The sequence below is a fragment of the Bradyrhizobium sp. AS23.2 genome, assembly GCF_001908185.1.
Classification (GTDB): Bacteria; Pseudomonadota; Alphaproteobacteria; order Rhizobiales; family Xanthobacteraceae; genus Bradyrhizobium.
In genome coordinates this window covers 91,321-105,230 of record NZ_LGHM01000033.1, presented here as the reverse complement: position 1 = coordinate 105,230, position 13,910 = coordinate 91,321, and the positions used below count along the sequence as shown (strand labels likewise).

The 13,910-nt window shown below is 60.9% G+C and carries 13 protein-coding genes and 2 pseudogenes; 2 read left to right on the top strand and 13 right to left on the bottom strand.

Going from position 1 to position 13,910, the window contains the following annotated elements; genetic code table 11:
* The 3 genes from AC630_RS07335 to AC630_RS07325 all read right to left on the bottom strand — a co-directional run.
* Window positions 1-256, bottom strand: a 256-nt coding sequence (locus AC630_RS07335; protein WP_143197876.1) for a recombinase family protein, incomplete at its 3' end; no start/stop codon positions are given.
* Between the two features lie 198 nt (window positions 257-454).
* Window positions 455-736, bottom strand: coding sequence for a carboxymuconolactone decarboxylase family protein (locus AC630_RS42790; protein ID WP_245330296.1), 282 nt, complete (start codon window positions 734-736; stop codon window positions 455-457).
* A 45-nt stretch (window positions 737-781) separates the two neighbouring features.
* A complete protein-coding gene (locus AC630_RS07325; protein ID WP_074117817.1) occupies window positions 782-1,693 on the bottom strand; it encodes an AraC family transcriptional regulator in 912 nt (303 codons plus the stop codon).
* Window positions 1,694-1,792: 99 nt separating this feature from the next.
* On the opposite strand from AC630_RS07325, the gene AC630_RS07320 reads away from it, so the two are divergent.
* Both AC630_RS07320 and AC630_RS45260 read left to right on the top strand, forming a co-directional pair.
* Window positions 1,793-2,530 carry an SDR family oxidoreductase gene (locus AC630_RS07320; RefSeq protein WP_074117816.1) on the top strand — a complete coding sequence of 246 codons (738 nt, stop codon included), beginning with the start codon at window positions 1,793-1,795 and terminating at the stop codon, window positions 2,528-2,530.
* Window positions 2,531-2,823: 293 nt separating this feature from the next.
* Window positions 2,824-3,225 carry a hypothetical protein gene (locus AC630_RS45260; protein WP_074117814.1) on the top strand — a complete coding sequence of 134 codons (402 nt, stop codon included), beginning with the start codon at window positions 2,824-2,826 and terminating at the stop codon, window positions 3,223-3,225.
* 79 nt (window positions 3,226-3,304) lie between these two features.
* Here the strand turns inward: AC630_RS45260 and AC630_RS48225 are convergent.
* The 10 genes and pseudogenes from AC630_RS48225 to AC630_RS07255 form a co-directional block, all read right to left on the bottom strand.
* Window positions 3,305-3,547, bottom strand: a pseudogene (locus AC630_RS48225) (FUSC family protein); the annotation flags it as partial.
* A gap of 1,142 nt (window positions 3,548-4,689) precedes the next feature.
* Window positions 4,690-5,046, bottom strand: coding sequence for a hypothetical protein (locus tag AC630_RS07300; RefSeq protein WP_245330295.1), 357 nt, complete (start codon window positions 5,044-5,046; stop codon window positions 4,690-4,692).
* A gap of 39 nt (window positions 5,047-5,085) precedes the next feature.
* Complete coding sequence (cyoD, locus tag AC630_RS07295) at window positions 5,086-5,481, bottom strand: cytochrome o ubiquinol oxidase subunit IV (protein WP_074117811.1); 396 nt, start codon at window positions 5,479-5,481, stop codon at window positions 5,086-5,088.
* Window positions 5,478-6,092: a cytochrome (ubi)quinol oxidase subunit III gene (locus tag AC630_RS07290; RefSeq protein WP_349538128.1), complete on the bottom strand. Its 615-nt coding sequence runs from the start codon at window positions 6,090-6,092 to the stop codon at window positions 5,478-5,480. The genes cyoD and AC630_RS07290 overlap by 4 nt, the downstream gene beginning before the upstream one ends.
* Before the next feature lie 14 nt (window positions 6,093-6,106).
* The gene (gene cyoB / locus AC630_RS07285) at window positions 6,107-8,089 is read right to left on the bottom strand and encodes a cytochrome o ubiquinol oxidase subunit I (RefSeq protein WP_074117833.1); all 1,983 of its coding nucleotides are present in this window, start codon (window positions 8,087-8,089) and stop codon (window positions 6,107-6,109) included.
* Between the two features lie 2 nt (window positions 8,090-8,091).
* Complete coding sequence (cyoA, locus tag AC630_RS07280) at window positions 8,092-8,970, bottom strand: ubiquinol oxidase subunit II (protein ID WP_074117809.1); 879 nt, start codon at window positions 8,968-8,970, stop codon at window positions 8,092-8,094.
* A gap of 109 nt (window positions 8,971-9,079) precedes the next feature.
* A pseudogene (locus AC630_RS07275) lies at window positions 9,080-10,012 on the bottom strand (heme o synthase); the annotation flags it as partial.
* Window positions 10,013-10,263: 251 nt separating this feature from the next.
* The gene (locus AC630_RS07270) at window positions 10,264-10,707 is read right to left on the bottom strand and encodes a hypothetical protein (protein WP_074117807.1); all 444 of its coding nucleotides are present in this window, start codon (window positions 10,705-10,707) and stop codon (window positions 10,264-10,266) included.
* Window positions 10,704-12,062 (bottom strand): NAD(P)/FAD-dependent oxidoreductase, encoded by a 1,359-nt coding sequence (locus tag AC630_RS07265; protein ID WP_074117806.1) that lies wholly within the window; start codon window positions 12,060-12,062, stop codon window positions 10,704-10,706. Before AC630_RS07265 ends, AC630_RS07270 begins: the two co-directional genes overlap by 4 nt.
* A gap of 283 nt (window positions 12,063-12,345) precedes the next feature.
* A complete protein-coding gene (locus AC630_RS07255; RefSeq protein ID WP_074117804.1) occupies window positions 12,346-13,875 on the bottom strand; it encodes a CoA transferase in 1,530 nt (509 codons plus the stop codon).
* Between the last annotated feature and the right edge of the window lie 35 nt (window positions 13,876-13,910).

The following is a 13,910-nucleotide window of genomic DNA, read 5'->3' as shown; positions in this document are numbered from 1 at the left end:
CCATGTCACGAGAAAGCCGATCCAGCGCTTCCACAATGACAACGGTGAAACGTTGTTGGCGTGCAGCATCCATAAGCTGCATCAAGCCATCGCGCCCGATTACAGAGGCCCCAGAACGAGCTTTGTCCGCGAAAGTCGCAACGACGTCGAGTTGATGACGGGCCGCATAGGCCCTGCACAGAGCAATCTGATCTTCAGTCGACTTTTCGTTTTGAAGCTCGGTCGAGAACCGAGCATAAACTGCCGCGGGCTTCATCTTGAACACCACCGCTGATGTGTTTCTTGCTGGCGGCGCCAATATGAGTTTTCATTAGCCGCTCATTCTCGAAGAGATGATCGAGCCTCGCATCGGCGATTGCAAGGGCTTCAACAAATTTGACCAAGTCGGGATCTAATTCACGCGGGCTTACACACCGCGATCTACGATGAAAAATGTCCCTCGTCTTCGCGTGTCTCATAACAGCAAGATGGTGGCGGCCCTCGGTCCCGACGGATACGGGGTGGTCAATCGAACCGGCTCTGCTCGGTCCGGCGCCGGTACGCAGCCCTTCGGCACATCCTCCGCTTGGTCCGTGGTCGTTAACGCGCGCGTGCTGTGGGCATAGACGCCGCCGGCCGGCATCTCGGCCGCGATCCAGATTGCCTCCATCAACTCCTCGCGCGTGGCGTCCTGGCGCAGTGCGGCCTTGGTGTGTCCCTTGATGCAGTAGGGGCTGCTCTGAGTTACATGTGCCACTGCAACCGCGATCAGCTGCAGAGGGTTTAGTTCGCAAACTACCGCTCAGCTTCGGCCCACATCCTCGGACCAGTATCGCTTCGGCGCGCTGCCATAGACTCGCTTGAACGCGGTACTAAAGGCGCTCTCGGATGCGTAGCCGATCTTAGCCGCAATGGCCGCCACCGTTCCGCCCTTGCGAAGAGCATCGCGCGCGACCTGCATGCGCCATCGCAGGAGATAGTCCAGCGGCGGAGAGCCGGTCCTGGTCTTGAACTCGGCCGCAAAAGCCGAACGGGACATTCCGACGGCCCGTGCCAGTTCGTCGACGCGCCAACCATGTGCGATGTCGTCATGCACGAGATTGAGAGCCTTGCCGATACGGGGATCGGCCGCGGCGCCGATCCAGCCTGCGGCGGAGCCATCTTGCCGCGCGACATGGCCGCGCAGAACCTGGACCAGCAAGATCTCGGCGAGCCGTTCCGTGACCATGGCGGCGCCCATCTGCTCCGCCCGCATTTCGCGATCGAGAAGCGCGAGCAGGCTGCGCAGAACGGCCGATGTCGGGTCCTGCGCAGGAATGAGCGTGAAGGAGGGCAGGGAATCGAGTAGCAGGCGCGCATGGAGCGCCTCGAAGACGAAGGCGCCCGCGACGAGCACCGTCTCCACCTTGCCATGACGGGCAACGTCCGAATGCTCCCAATCGAAGGCCGACAGCCCGTCTTCCGGCCTCTGCTGCGGGTCGCTCGCCAGCACATAGGAAGGGGCCTCGGCCAGAAGGAAAGTGTCGCCGGCCGCAAGCTGCTGGGGGCTTTCGCCGGGGAGCATGATCCAGCACTCGCCGCGCAGGACTGCCACGAATTTAAGGGCGGGCTTCGCGGGAAAGCTGAACGACCAGCTGCCGCCGGCCTCGAACCGCGTGCAGCGGGCGCTGCGGACATCGATCAGCGAGAAGAGATCCGAGAGCGCATCGACCATGATTTAGACGATCACGATGAAAATGACGATGATCCCGCATAGATCATCCAAGGAACGTGTGCAATCCTACGAGCGACCGGCAAGCTGAAGGAGGCTGCGATGCAGGGGGTCGAAGGAAAGGTGATCGCGATCACGGGCGCGAGCAGCGGCATCGGCGCGGCAACCGCTCGGCTTCTCGCGAGACGTGGCGCGAGGCTCATTCTGGCAGCACGAAGGACGGAGCCGTTGCAGTCGCTCACCGCGGAAATCGCCGGCGCTGGTGGAGAGGCGGGTTGTGTGGCGACCGACGTTTCACGTCGGCAGGATCTCGCTGATTTGGTCGCTCTCGCCTGCGGGCGTTACGGCCGGCTCGACGTGCTCGTCGGCAATGCCGGCATTGGGCCGATCTCACCCCTGGACGAACTACGCGTGGACGACTGGGAGCGAATGATCGACATCAATCTCCGAGGCTTTCTCCATGGTGTCGCGGCGGCGCTTCCAGTCTTCCGGCGGCAGGGCTGCGGCCATTTCGTCACGGTCATTTCGACGGCCGGCCTTAAGATCGTGCCGAACCAGTCGGTCTATGCCGCCACGAAGAATGCGGTTCGTACCGTCTCCGAAGGCTTGCGGCTGGAATCCGGACCCAGTCTGCGCATCACCGGCATCTCGCCCGGGATCGTCAGAACCGACTTTGCAGCCTCGATGACCGATCCCGACGTCAGAGCGAAGACAAACGCGGCCATGGACGAGATCGGCATGAAGCCGGAGGCGGTCGCTCGCGCCATCGCCTTCGCCATCGAGCAGCCCGAAGACGTGGAGGTCGGAGACATCGTCGTTCGACCAACGGCACAGGCCTGAGATACCTGCCAAACGAACGACGAGCCTGTGCTACGCTATCGTCGAGGCAGTAGGGCGGCTGTCGGCGTGCGTCCGGCCAGTTGAGCAACGACCGCGCTCCTGCCGCCGTACTCGAGAAGGTCTGCGAAGGCGTTTCGCGGCTCGAAGCCGGCACACGCGCCCACGTGGCGTCCAGAATTCTGGAAGCCGCCACGAAAGGTGATACTTCGCCGGACAGGCTAAAGCGGATCGGTCGCAAGGCTCTCCACGAGGCACTGACGATGTGGCGTTAGCGGGGGGAGGGGAGCGGGGGCGTGAACTTCCAGGTCACGGTTCTCAAGATCCTGGTGAGTTATCCGGACGGTTTTGGCGCCATGGAGGACCTCAAGCGGGACATGGCCATCCTCGCAACGAGCGGACGGCACTGGGCTGAGCGGACCAAGCGGCTCGCCGCGCGGGTGGCGGATCTCGATATCTTCTCACAAGCGCTGGTCGAGCGCTTGAACTGCTGCTGGCGTATCACCGAAAAGGGGCGGGCGGTGCTGGGGCCCATGGCAGCTCGGCCTTCTGAAGCGGGGTCGGAAAGACAGACAGAAACTGAGTGGTCCCCCACCGTGCCCGAGGCTCGTCTTCCTGCCTCGACTCGGCTCGCCCGGGATCAACGCCGTCAGCGCCGCCGAGCTGCCCGCGAGCGGGCGCGGGCGAAGGCTTCCTGATCTCCTCCCGAGCGGCTTCTGCCAAACGCCTGGCTGTCCTGGGAAACCGCACAAGGAAGAAGGATATGAAAAGGAAATCTTGCGGATTGCAGCTTTGGGGATTGCTTGGCGCCAGGATAGTTGTGATGGCGATTAGATTGACGCGACCGAGCGCGGCCCACAGAGGGTTTTGCGATGTGGTGAGAAGTGCCGCGCCGATCGTGAAGGGAGCCAGGGCAATCGCCAGAATGGGAAAGAAGTCGATACCGTCGAGCACGATGAACTCGAGTATGCCGGCCAGGACAGCCGCGATCGGCGTACCAATCAGTGCGACCGTGGTGAAACCGCGCGGATTAGTCTACACGTTGTAGCGTCCAATCCGGCAACCGCCACGACAAGATACGAAACGCTTGCAGCAGACCACCCAGCCCAGACGAACAATGTCGAAGCGATTGCGAACGATAAAGCGGCGCGCAAACCGCTTTCGGCTGCGATACGAGCGGTATAAGGGCGCGCGCCACAACTGTGACGGCCATTCGATTGAGTGCAGGGCTGACAGATTCTTGCAATGCTGTCGTCGCGCCGCAGCAACTCTCGGAATTCCCATGCCGAGGCTTCGGCCACGACGTCAGGTGCGACGCACCGCCGACGGAGTTCACCGGCAGATGCGTTTACGAGCTGGAACCATCAATCCGGCCGATCTCTGCGGATGTCCTGTCGTGAGCGACAACAGAGCCAGTATTCAACATCCGGGGGACTTGCAGTTCAGCTACCAATCCGACGGCGGCGCTCTGGGCGGCGAAGCTCCTGACAGAGCCGCTGCTCGACTCGAGAGCGACGCTTGCTATCCGCTCAAAAGTCGAACGTTGAGACCATGGCGATCCTGCGAACCAGAAAATGCATCGGAATCTCTCACGAAGGACGTCTTGAACGTGCTCATGTTCGTCATGAACACCCTTGCTTCGTGCTGTTCATGATCACGATACAACCGACTTACCTCAGTGCAGTCACGGCACCGAGCGAGTCGGCTGATTGCAAGATAGCGGCCACCGGTACGCCGCGATGTTTGTGGCGAATCCGAATGCCCGAGCGCTGGGGAGCATGGCAGCTTGCCGAGCCGCCAAACGAAAAAAGACACCAGTGAAGTGATCTATGAGCGCAATGCCGGCGACGTAATATCCGATAGCGGCCTAGAGCAGTTCTGCCTCATCCGTGGGGGCGACGCGGAACGATGGGTCATCGGAGTGAATGCATGAACTGCCTGGCCTTTCGAGGCGCCAGAATGCCTAAGGCTTCTCTGGCCCGCCTCTAAAATTCGTTCCGATATGGATCCTCTCGCGGTAATGTCTCCGAAATAGTCCCTGCGCCTCCGGAAGGCGAGGTCGAGGCTTCGTCCCAGCAAGTAACATTGTAGACGGAGACCTCATCCGTTGCGGCCCTTGACCAATCGCCGTCCAGATCTCGCGTGGTTGCAGTCGGTGTGCGCTAGTTCCGCTGCGCGGCCCAATAGCCTGAACAGCGCGCCTCTCCCGAATAACCGCTCCATTTACCACGGCCAGAATTGCCTGCGAGTCTGCCCGAACCGGATGCGTACTTGTCCTGAACGGTCACTGAAGCGCGAACAACACCCGATCGCGCTACGTAGCCTTTGAACCGCACTAGATTCGGATGCGTGACAATTTCGTCGGTGACGTTGACGGAAAAGTTATAGGTCGGGTCGCACGCACCTCTTTGCGTAACAAAAACAAGGTCCCACGATCCATCGTAGGCCGAGCGAGCCTGCGCGACTGAAGTCAAGGCAAGGGAAACCATCATCGTCGCGCAAAGCGTGAGCTTGTTCATGGTCATTCTCCAAAGCTTGCGGTTTAGGCCATGTTCGTGTCAGCGTTGCATCTGCAGGTTCATCAACTCCGTATGGGCCATCATGTTCTCATTCAGGTTTGCCATGATCACGAGCGACCCTGCGAGAACCAGGAAGACGATCAGCACGCCGAACGCGAGTGCCAAAACGTTGTGGCTGCTGTCCGGTCCTGTCGTGATGTGAAGAAAGAACACCAGATGTACGCCCATCTGGGCGATCGCAAGAACGGCCAGCCCCGCCGGCACACCAGGCGCCCAGATAGCGGAGGTGTTTGCCACCCAGAAGGATGTGGCCGTCAGGATCACGGCCAGCAGCAAGCCGAGCGTGTACACAAGAAAGCCGGAAGATGCTTTCTGCTCCGAGACCGGGACTGTCGGCCTGTCTCCCGGTGCAACATCCCAACGCATTTCAGTCATGGAAGGACTCCCATCAGATAGACAACGGTGAATATCAGAACCCAGATGATGTCGAGCGCATGCCAGAACAATGAGAAGCAGTGCAGGCGGCGAACCACGACTTCCTGAAAGCCTCGCAGCGACAGCTGGACCATCATGAGAACCAGCCATGCCAGTCCGACCGTCACATGCAGCCCGTGACTGCCGACCAGCGTGAAGAACGCGGAAAGAAATGCGCTACGTTGGGGCGTCGCTCCCAACGCAATCATGCCCTGGAATTCGCGAAGCTCGAGAGCAAGGAATGCCGCTCCCAGGAGGAATGTCACCACGGCGCCAAGGAAGGTAGCGAAATATCGCCGCGAGTTGATGGCCAAGGACATCATTCCACAGGTGTAGCTGGAGAGCAGGAGAAGGGCGGTCTCCATCGCGACGTTGCGCTGGTCAAACAGCTGAACACCGGTCAGACCGCCCGCACTCGCTTTTGCGAGCACGGCATAGCTCGCGAACAGCGCCGAGAACATCACGATGTCACTCAGCAGGAAAATCCAGAACCCAAAGCCAGCGATGATCCGCTTGGGTGCGGGGCCGGCCTCACTGATATCAAGCAGTTCGCCTTGGCGGACTGCATCCATCTCAACTGCGACGTTCATAGCGATACCTCCACCGGGTGCGCGCGATCGAACAGGCCGACCTGTTCCGCGGGAATCTCAACTTCGTCCCTTGTGCGGAACATGAAGGCAAGCAATGTCACGGCCGCGCCTAGAAGTCCGAAGCCAGCCATCCACCAGATGTGCCATATCAGAGCGAAACCGGTGATCACTGCAAAGAACGCGGTCACGACACCGGTCGGACTGTTCCTGGGCACTTCGATTGGCTGGTACGCGGGCCGCTGCAAGGGCAGCTCTTGCTTCGCGAGGACGCGCTGTTTTTTGGCCCAGAAGGCATCGAGCTCGCCGACGCGGGGCACCACCGCAAAATTCCAAGCCGGCGGTGGCGATGCCGTGGACCATTCCAATGTGCGGCCGTTCCACGGATCGCCCGTCGCATCGCGGAGCTGCTCACGGTGGCGAATAGACACCACGAGCTGGATGATCTGACAGATGATTCCGGCAAAGATGATGATTGCGCCCACTTCGGCGATCAGGAGCCAGGGCTGCCAGGAAAGCACGTCGTAGTGCTGCATACGGCGGGGCATACCCATCAGCCCTGTCACGTAGAGCGGCATGAAAGCGAGATGGAAGCCGATGAACCAGCACCAGAACGCCGCCTTACCCCAGCGCTCATCCAGCTTGAAACCGAATGCCTTGGGAAACCAGTAATTGTAGCCGGCGATCGCCCCGAACAGCACGCCCGGGATAATGACGTGATGGAAATGGGCAACCAGGAAGAGGCTGTTGTGGACCTGCCAATCGACCGGCGGCAACGCCAACAGCACGCCGGTCAAGCCGCCGAACACGAACGTCACCATGAAGCCGATCGTCCACAACACCGGCACCGTAAACCGGACTCGACCGCCGTACATTGCGAACAGCCAATTGAAGACTTTGACGCCCGTCGGCACCCCGATGATCATGCTTGTTATGCCGAAGAAGGCGTTGACACTCGCGCTGGCGCCCATGGTGAAGAAATGATGCAGCCAGACCGTGTAGGAGAGCACGCAGATTGCCATAGTGGCGAGCACCATCGAGCGATAGCCGAACAGCGACTTTCCGGAAAACGTGGCGGCCACCTCGGAATAGACGCCAAATGCAGGCAGGACCAGGATGTAGACTTCGGGATGGCCCCAAATCCAGAACAGGTTCACATACATCATCACGTTGCCGCCGGCGTCCACGGTAAAGAAGTGAAAGCCAAGGTAGCGATCGAGGAGAAGCATTGCGAAAAGCGCGGTGAGCACCGGGAACGCCGCCACAATCAGCAGGTTCGAGGCGAGCGATGTCCAGCAGAAAACCGGCATGCGCATGTAACTCATGCCAGGAGCTCGCATCTTTAGAATCGTGGTGACGAAATTTACGCCGCTCAACAAGGTCCCAATGCCTGAGATTTGCAGCGACCAGAGATAGTAGTCGACGCCGACGCCGGGCGAGAATTGCAGCTCGCTGAGCGGCGGGTAGGCGAACCAGCCGGTCTTTGCGAACTCGCCGACGGCGAGCGATACGTTAATGAGGAGAACGCCGGACGCGGTAAGCCAAAAGCTGACCGAATTCATCGTCGGGAACGCGACATCGCGGGCGCCGAGTTGCAGCGGAACGGCAAAGTTCATCAATCCGATCACAAGCGGCATAGCCACGAAGAAGATCATGATCGTGCCATGTGCTGAGAAAATCTGATCGAAATGCTCGGGCGGCAGAAATCCTTGCGCACCGCCGGCTGCGACTGCCTGCTGCGTGCGCATCATGATCCCGTCCGCAAAGCCGCGCAGCAGCATGACCAGCGCCAGCACAATATACATGACGCCGATGCGCTTGTGGTCGACAGAGGTGATCCACTCGCGCCAGAGGTAGGGAACGTAACCTTTGAGCGTGACCCAAGAGAGGACGGAGACGATGGCGACGACCATGCCGCCTACCGTGCCCATGATGATCGGCTGATCGAAGGGAACAGCGCTCCAGTCCAGTTTGCCAAGTATAGTCATTTCTCTGCCCTCATCGATGTGGGATAGCTGCGGCACAACGCATCGTCGGACTGCACGGAGGACATCCGGATGCTCTCAAACAGGTCGGACGCGACCGAGTGATAGGTGAACGGCGTTACAGCGGCGCTCGGCTTGGCGAGATCGGCATAGGTCTTCGAATCCAGCACCGGACCGGCGCGGCGGGTCATAGCGACCCACTGCGCAAAGCGTTCGGGTGGTATCGCGTCGACGTTGAAGTACATATCCGCGAAGCCGTCACCGCTGAAATTCGCGGACATACCGCGGTAGGTTCCGGAATAGTCGGCCCGCAGGTTCAGGCGCGTCGCCATTCCGGCCATAGTGTAGATCTGTCCAGCGAGCTGCGGCACGAAGAAGCTGTTCATGACTCCCGAGGAGGTCAGCTCGAAGCTCACGGGCGTGCCGACGGGGATAGTCAGGTGATTGACGCTCGCGACCCCCAATTCCGGATAGATGAACAGCCATTTCCAGTCGAGCGAGATGGCCTGAACCTTGATGGGCTTCGCCGAAGAAGCGATCGGCTTGGGTGGATCGAGATCGTATGAACCGATCCAGGCCACGGTGCCGGTGAGCAAAATGGTCATCAGCGGGATCGACCAGACGAGCATCTCGAGGCGGCCGGAATAGACGAAGTCCGGCCGGTAGCGCGCTCGGTCATTCGATGCACGGAACCAGAACGCAACGGCAAGAGTCGCAATGACCACCGGGATGACGATTGCCAGCATGATGCCCGTCGCGTTGAACAGAATCTGCCGTTCCGCAAAGGCGATGGGGCCCTTCGGATCGAGTACGCCGCCGTCACAGCCGCCGAGCATGGAGGCGCCGATCAGGACGGCGGCAAGAGGAACGTATCGCATGTCAGACCTCGCGCGTGCTGAGTGTGATGAGGGTGGCGCCTCCGCCGAGAACGGCGCCGGGCGAGGCCTCGGCCTGTGCAGGTGCGATGCTGCGACCGGGCGCGGCAGGCATGCGGGAGAACGAACCAGCACCGTGGTCGATTAGGAGAACTGCAAACAGCACGAACAGATAGGAGACGGAGAACAGGAACAGCTTGTGAGCGGCAGGACGATCGGCTCCACTGCTCTTGTTCAGCCGATGCGCAAGCAGCATGAAAAGTGCGCCGCAGATCACTGTGATCACGCCATACATCGAACCCGCAAACCCGAGCCACCACGGCAGCTCCGATGCAGGAACGAGGAGGCTGCTGTAGGCCAGGATCTGGCGCGCTGTTGCAGCTCGCCCCGCAACAACCGGCAGCATAGGGATTCGGGCGCGGGCATAATCATCTGCGCGATTGAGCGCGAGGGCCCAGAAATGGGGCGGCGTCCAAAGGAAGGTAATGAGGAAGAGCGTCAGCGGCTCGAGTCCGACCTGTCCGGTCGCAGCGACCCATCCGATCACGGGGGGCACCGCGCCGGCGGCACCGCCGATGACGATGTTCTGGGATGTGATCCGCTTCAGCCACGCTGTGTACACAGCAGCATAAAAGATGATCGTGCAGGCCAGCAGTGCGGCCGCCCCGAGGTTGGTCGCCAAAGCGAGGGCGGTGACTGCGACAACACCAAGGATGAGTCCAAAGACCAGGGCCTCGACCTTCGAGATTTTGCCGCGGGGAATGGGCCGCATCGCGGTCCGAGCCATGACTGCGTCAATATCGGCGTCGTACCACATGTTCAGTGCACCGGCGGCTCCAGCGCCGGCTGCGATTGCGAGAATTGCGACAGCGCCGCTGATCGGATCTAGGCGCGTCGGCGCGATGATCAATCCGACGAGCGCGGTGAACAGCGCGAGCGCCATGACGCGTGGTTTCATCAATGCGATGAAGTGGGGCAGCCGTGCCACCAGGCTGGACCGTGAGGCCAACGCAAGGCGCGACAATGGAATCGCGGTGGTGTTCATGGTGGTCGATTCCTCAAGCCAGAGAGTTGTTTGTGAGATCCACTATTTCGCCGTCGCAAGGATATTGCGGCTTCTCTGATAGGTAAGCTGATGGGTGCCGAGAGCGTGAGTGAAGAGCGCCAAAATACGGCAAATTCTTCCTAAGCGTCGGAATCGACTCCGAAACCCGTGCGGGAGCATTGTCACCGTGAAGCGTCGAGCGCATATCCTTGTTGCGGGCTCGGGGTTGTAGCCTCGTATCGAGCACATGCTCAGCGGTCATTGAACGCCTGCAGTGCGGCCCGACATTCCTCGCTGAAAGCGCGCAGCGGATTGACGGCGTGGCCGTTCATCAGTTCGCGAAGCTCTGAGAAGGTCTTATTGGGCGTGAAATACGTGTCGATGATCAAATGAACGACTGCCTCCGCCCTTTCGATCACGGCGGGGCTCGATACGACACGCATGCGGTTGATCAGCGCATAAACGCTAACCAGCGCCGAGACCTCCGCTCGATCGTGGGCCAGCGCGTCCGCGTAGAGCCTCGATGCTTCATCGATGAACTGCCTGTATAGCTCTTGCCGTCGGGTCTTTTCCCCCGACAGCCGCTTGGCGCGATCTTGATGGCGCTGCGTGAGCCAGGCTGACGCGAACGACGTAAAGCCGCCGATCGCTGACCCCGCTAACGCAGCCAAGGCGGGAAGGTAGGGAGTATTCATGGCGCACGCGGCAGGTCGGGTCCCGAACCAGCTCCCCTCGGCGGCTCGGGGATCAGGCGCGAACTGCGTTGGCCGGTGACGTACGACCAGAGCCACTGGCGCTGCACGCGCAGGCGGTTCTGTAGCTGCGGCAGCGCGAGGATGTGAACGAGCGCCCACACCAGCCACGTGAGGAAACCGCTTGTCCGTACCCAGCCGCGCTCAAGCACGGCGTAGTTCTTGCCGACGACCGCCATATTGCCCCTGTCGAAGTAGCGGAACGGACGTTTGACTTTTCGTCCTTTCAGCTCCCTCGCGATCAGCCGCCCAACATAGTGACCCTGCTGGATCGCAGCCTGCGCAACGCCGGGCACCGGGTGTTCGTTCTGGAACACCGATGCCGCATCGCCGACGACGAACACGCCGGGCGCGTCAGCGACCTCCAGGAAGGGATCGACGAGTGCACGCCCGGCGCGGTCGGTCTTGGTCCCGAGCATCTTTGGAATGGGCGATGCCGCAACGCCTGCGGTCCACAGCACAGTGGCGCTCGGGATTCTGTTTCCGCCGGCGACCACGCCCTCGGCGTCGACGGTCTCGACCTTCACGCCGGTCAGGACCTTCACACCGAGCTTCGTGAGCCGTCGGGTCACCTTGGCGGATAGCGACTCGGCAAAGCTAGGGAGAACCCGCTTGCCTGCGTCGAGCAGGATGATGCTGGCCTGCGCCGGATCGATGCGACGGAAATTTCCGCGCAGCGTAACCCTCACCATCTGCGCCAGGGACGCCGCAAGTTCGACCCCTGTGGGACCTGCGCCGACCAGCACGAACGTCATCTGCCGCGCGCGTTCGCTTTCGTCCTCAGTCGTTGCGGCCAGTTCAAACGCGCCCAGGATCTTGGCCCGGATCGTCTCGGCGTCGCTGAGGTTCTTGAGTCCGGGGGCAAATTGCGCGAACTCGTCGTGCCCGAAATAGCTCGGGCGCGCGCCGGTCGCGATCACCATGTAGTCGTAGGCGATCTTGCGGACGCCCACGCCAGGCGAGGACGCCTCGATCGTGCGGGTAGCAACGTCGACGCCGGTGACCTCGGCCAGCAGCACGCTCAGGTTCCGCTGCTTGACCTCGAGCTGACGGATCGGCGCAGCGATCTCGGCAGGCGAGAGCACCGCCGTCGCCACCTGATAGAGCAGCGGCTGAAAGATGTGGTGGTTGCGGCGGTCGATCAGGGCGACATCGACATCAGCGTGCCGAAGCGCGCGTGCTGCGGCGATTCCGGCAAAGCCGGCGCCGATGACGACAACACGCTTTCGTTCCCGGCGGGGAGCCTCGACAACAGCGCTTGCCTCGTCAGGCCGGGTCTCAGCGAAGATCGCACTCATAGGTTCACCTCGTCGGTACTCATTGTCATTGACGGCTTCAGGATACTTCTGTCGGGAACGATGCACTCAGCGCTCCCGCCCTTCAGGTTCGCTACGGCATACCGGCTCACGAGAAACCGCTAGTTTGCAATGCGCGGGCTTGCCCGGTGAGGGGACTGCACTGAGCGGGTCTGGCTTCACCGTGATCATGAACATCGCGAAGCACAGGGCTCCCACGACGAACGTGATCACGGTCAAGGTGTGTTTCATAATCCTGCGCATTTCCTGCTTCGCAGGACCAATCTCAGCGCTCCAGCCATTCGGGCTTGCTCGAGCCGCGTGGCACAAGCACCGTCCTGAAGGAGCCAGGAGTCCGCGACAGGACCACTTGGTCGGTCATGCCCTGATACGTTCCCAGCGGCGTCTCCGCCGTGAACAGATCAGGCGCGATATTGGCGTGCTCGTCGGATGAACCAGCCGTCGCGCGTGCGTATGCCTTGTCGAAAATGCCGAGTGAAAGCAGCCACAGCACGGTTCGCGTTAGGGAGACGGTCACCCGATAGCTGCCGCCCTCCACCGCTCGCCGACGCAGCGCGGCGAGAACTCCGATCGTCCCCATCCAGCCCACGATATTGTCGACAATGGGGATGATGGGCGGCGATTTGGGATGTGTGGGCGTGCCTTCGATGGCGAACAGGCCCGCTACCGCTGCACCGATTTCATCAAATCCGGGACGATTCTTCCACGGACCCTTATTGCCGTGAAGCAGGACGTCAACGTGAATCAGGCCAGGCTTCTTCGCGGCGAGCGTTTCGGCACCGAGGCCGTGGCGCTCCAGATATCCCGGGCGCCTGTTGACAAAGAAGATATCGGCGTCCTCCAGCAGCTCGTCGAATTTAGCGCGATCCTCCTTGGACGTATCCAGGATTGTTGAACGCATCCCGACCTGCGTGTCCCAGGCGAAAGCTTCAATCTCGGTGTCGTCGGGCCGCCAGATATTGAGGACATCGGCGCCGTAACAGGCAAGGTCTCTACCGAGGGCGGCTCCGGCAATCACATGCCCCATGCCGAACGCGCGAATACCATCCAGTGGGCTCTTTCCATTTTTCTTGAAAGGAATCGGCTGGCTTTCGCCGATCTTCTCCACCGAAATCAGCGGCATTCTGGACAGGAAGTCGGTGTATTGCACCTCCTTCCGGAATTCATCGAAGGTGCGCACTTTCGCAAAGACGAGCCCCGCTTCTGAAGCCGCGTTCTCCAGCTCGTCAGCCTTCCATTGCAGGATCGCGTTGTTGAGAGATTCGACGCTGACGCCGCACCTCAGGAAGTTGAGCGCGCGCGAACCGGACTTGGGATAGATATTCAGGGCGACGATATGCCGTCCATCCCGCGTCTCGCGGAACAACGGCATTTCGAGGAACGGATTGATGGGGTCGGTCAGCGCCGGCGGCCGGCCATTGATCGTCTCCCATTTACGGTCGAAGAAGCCGGAGAAGCGCCGGAGTGCCTTGCGGACATCGACCTCGATGTCCTGTCCTTCACCGGTCCGGTCGCGCCACAGCGCCGAGATTGCTACCGCCTTGGCAGCGAGAGCGATCGCGGCCATCGTGCCGAACCGAAACGCGCTGGGAATGATCGGGTCTCGGCCGTAGAAGGTAAGTTTGCCGCCGCTGTCCGCGGTCGATAGTCCAACGTCCTTCAGGACGTCGTTGACGGTGCCGTGAAAGTCGAAATCCGAATTGGTCACCGGATTGGCGAGCTTCGATACGATTTTCTCGGTGAGCAGATCCGGCTTGAGCTCTTCTGCCGGCTGGATGGTGGTCGCGATATTCATTTGCAGACTCCGTTTCGTTAGAGGCGTTAGCTTGG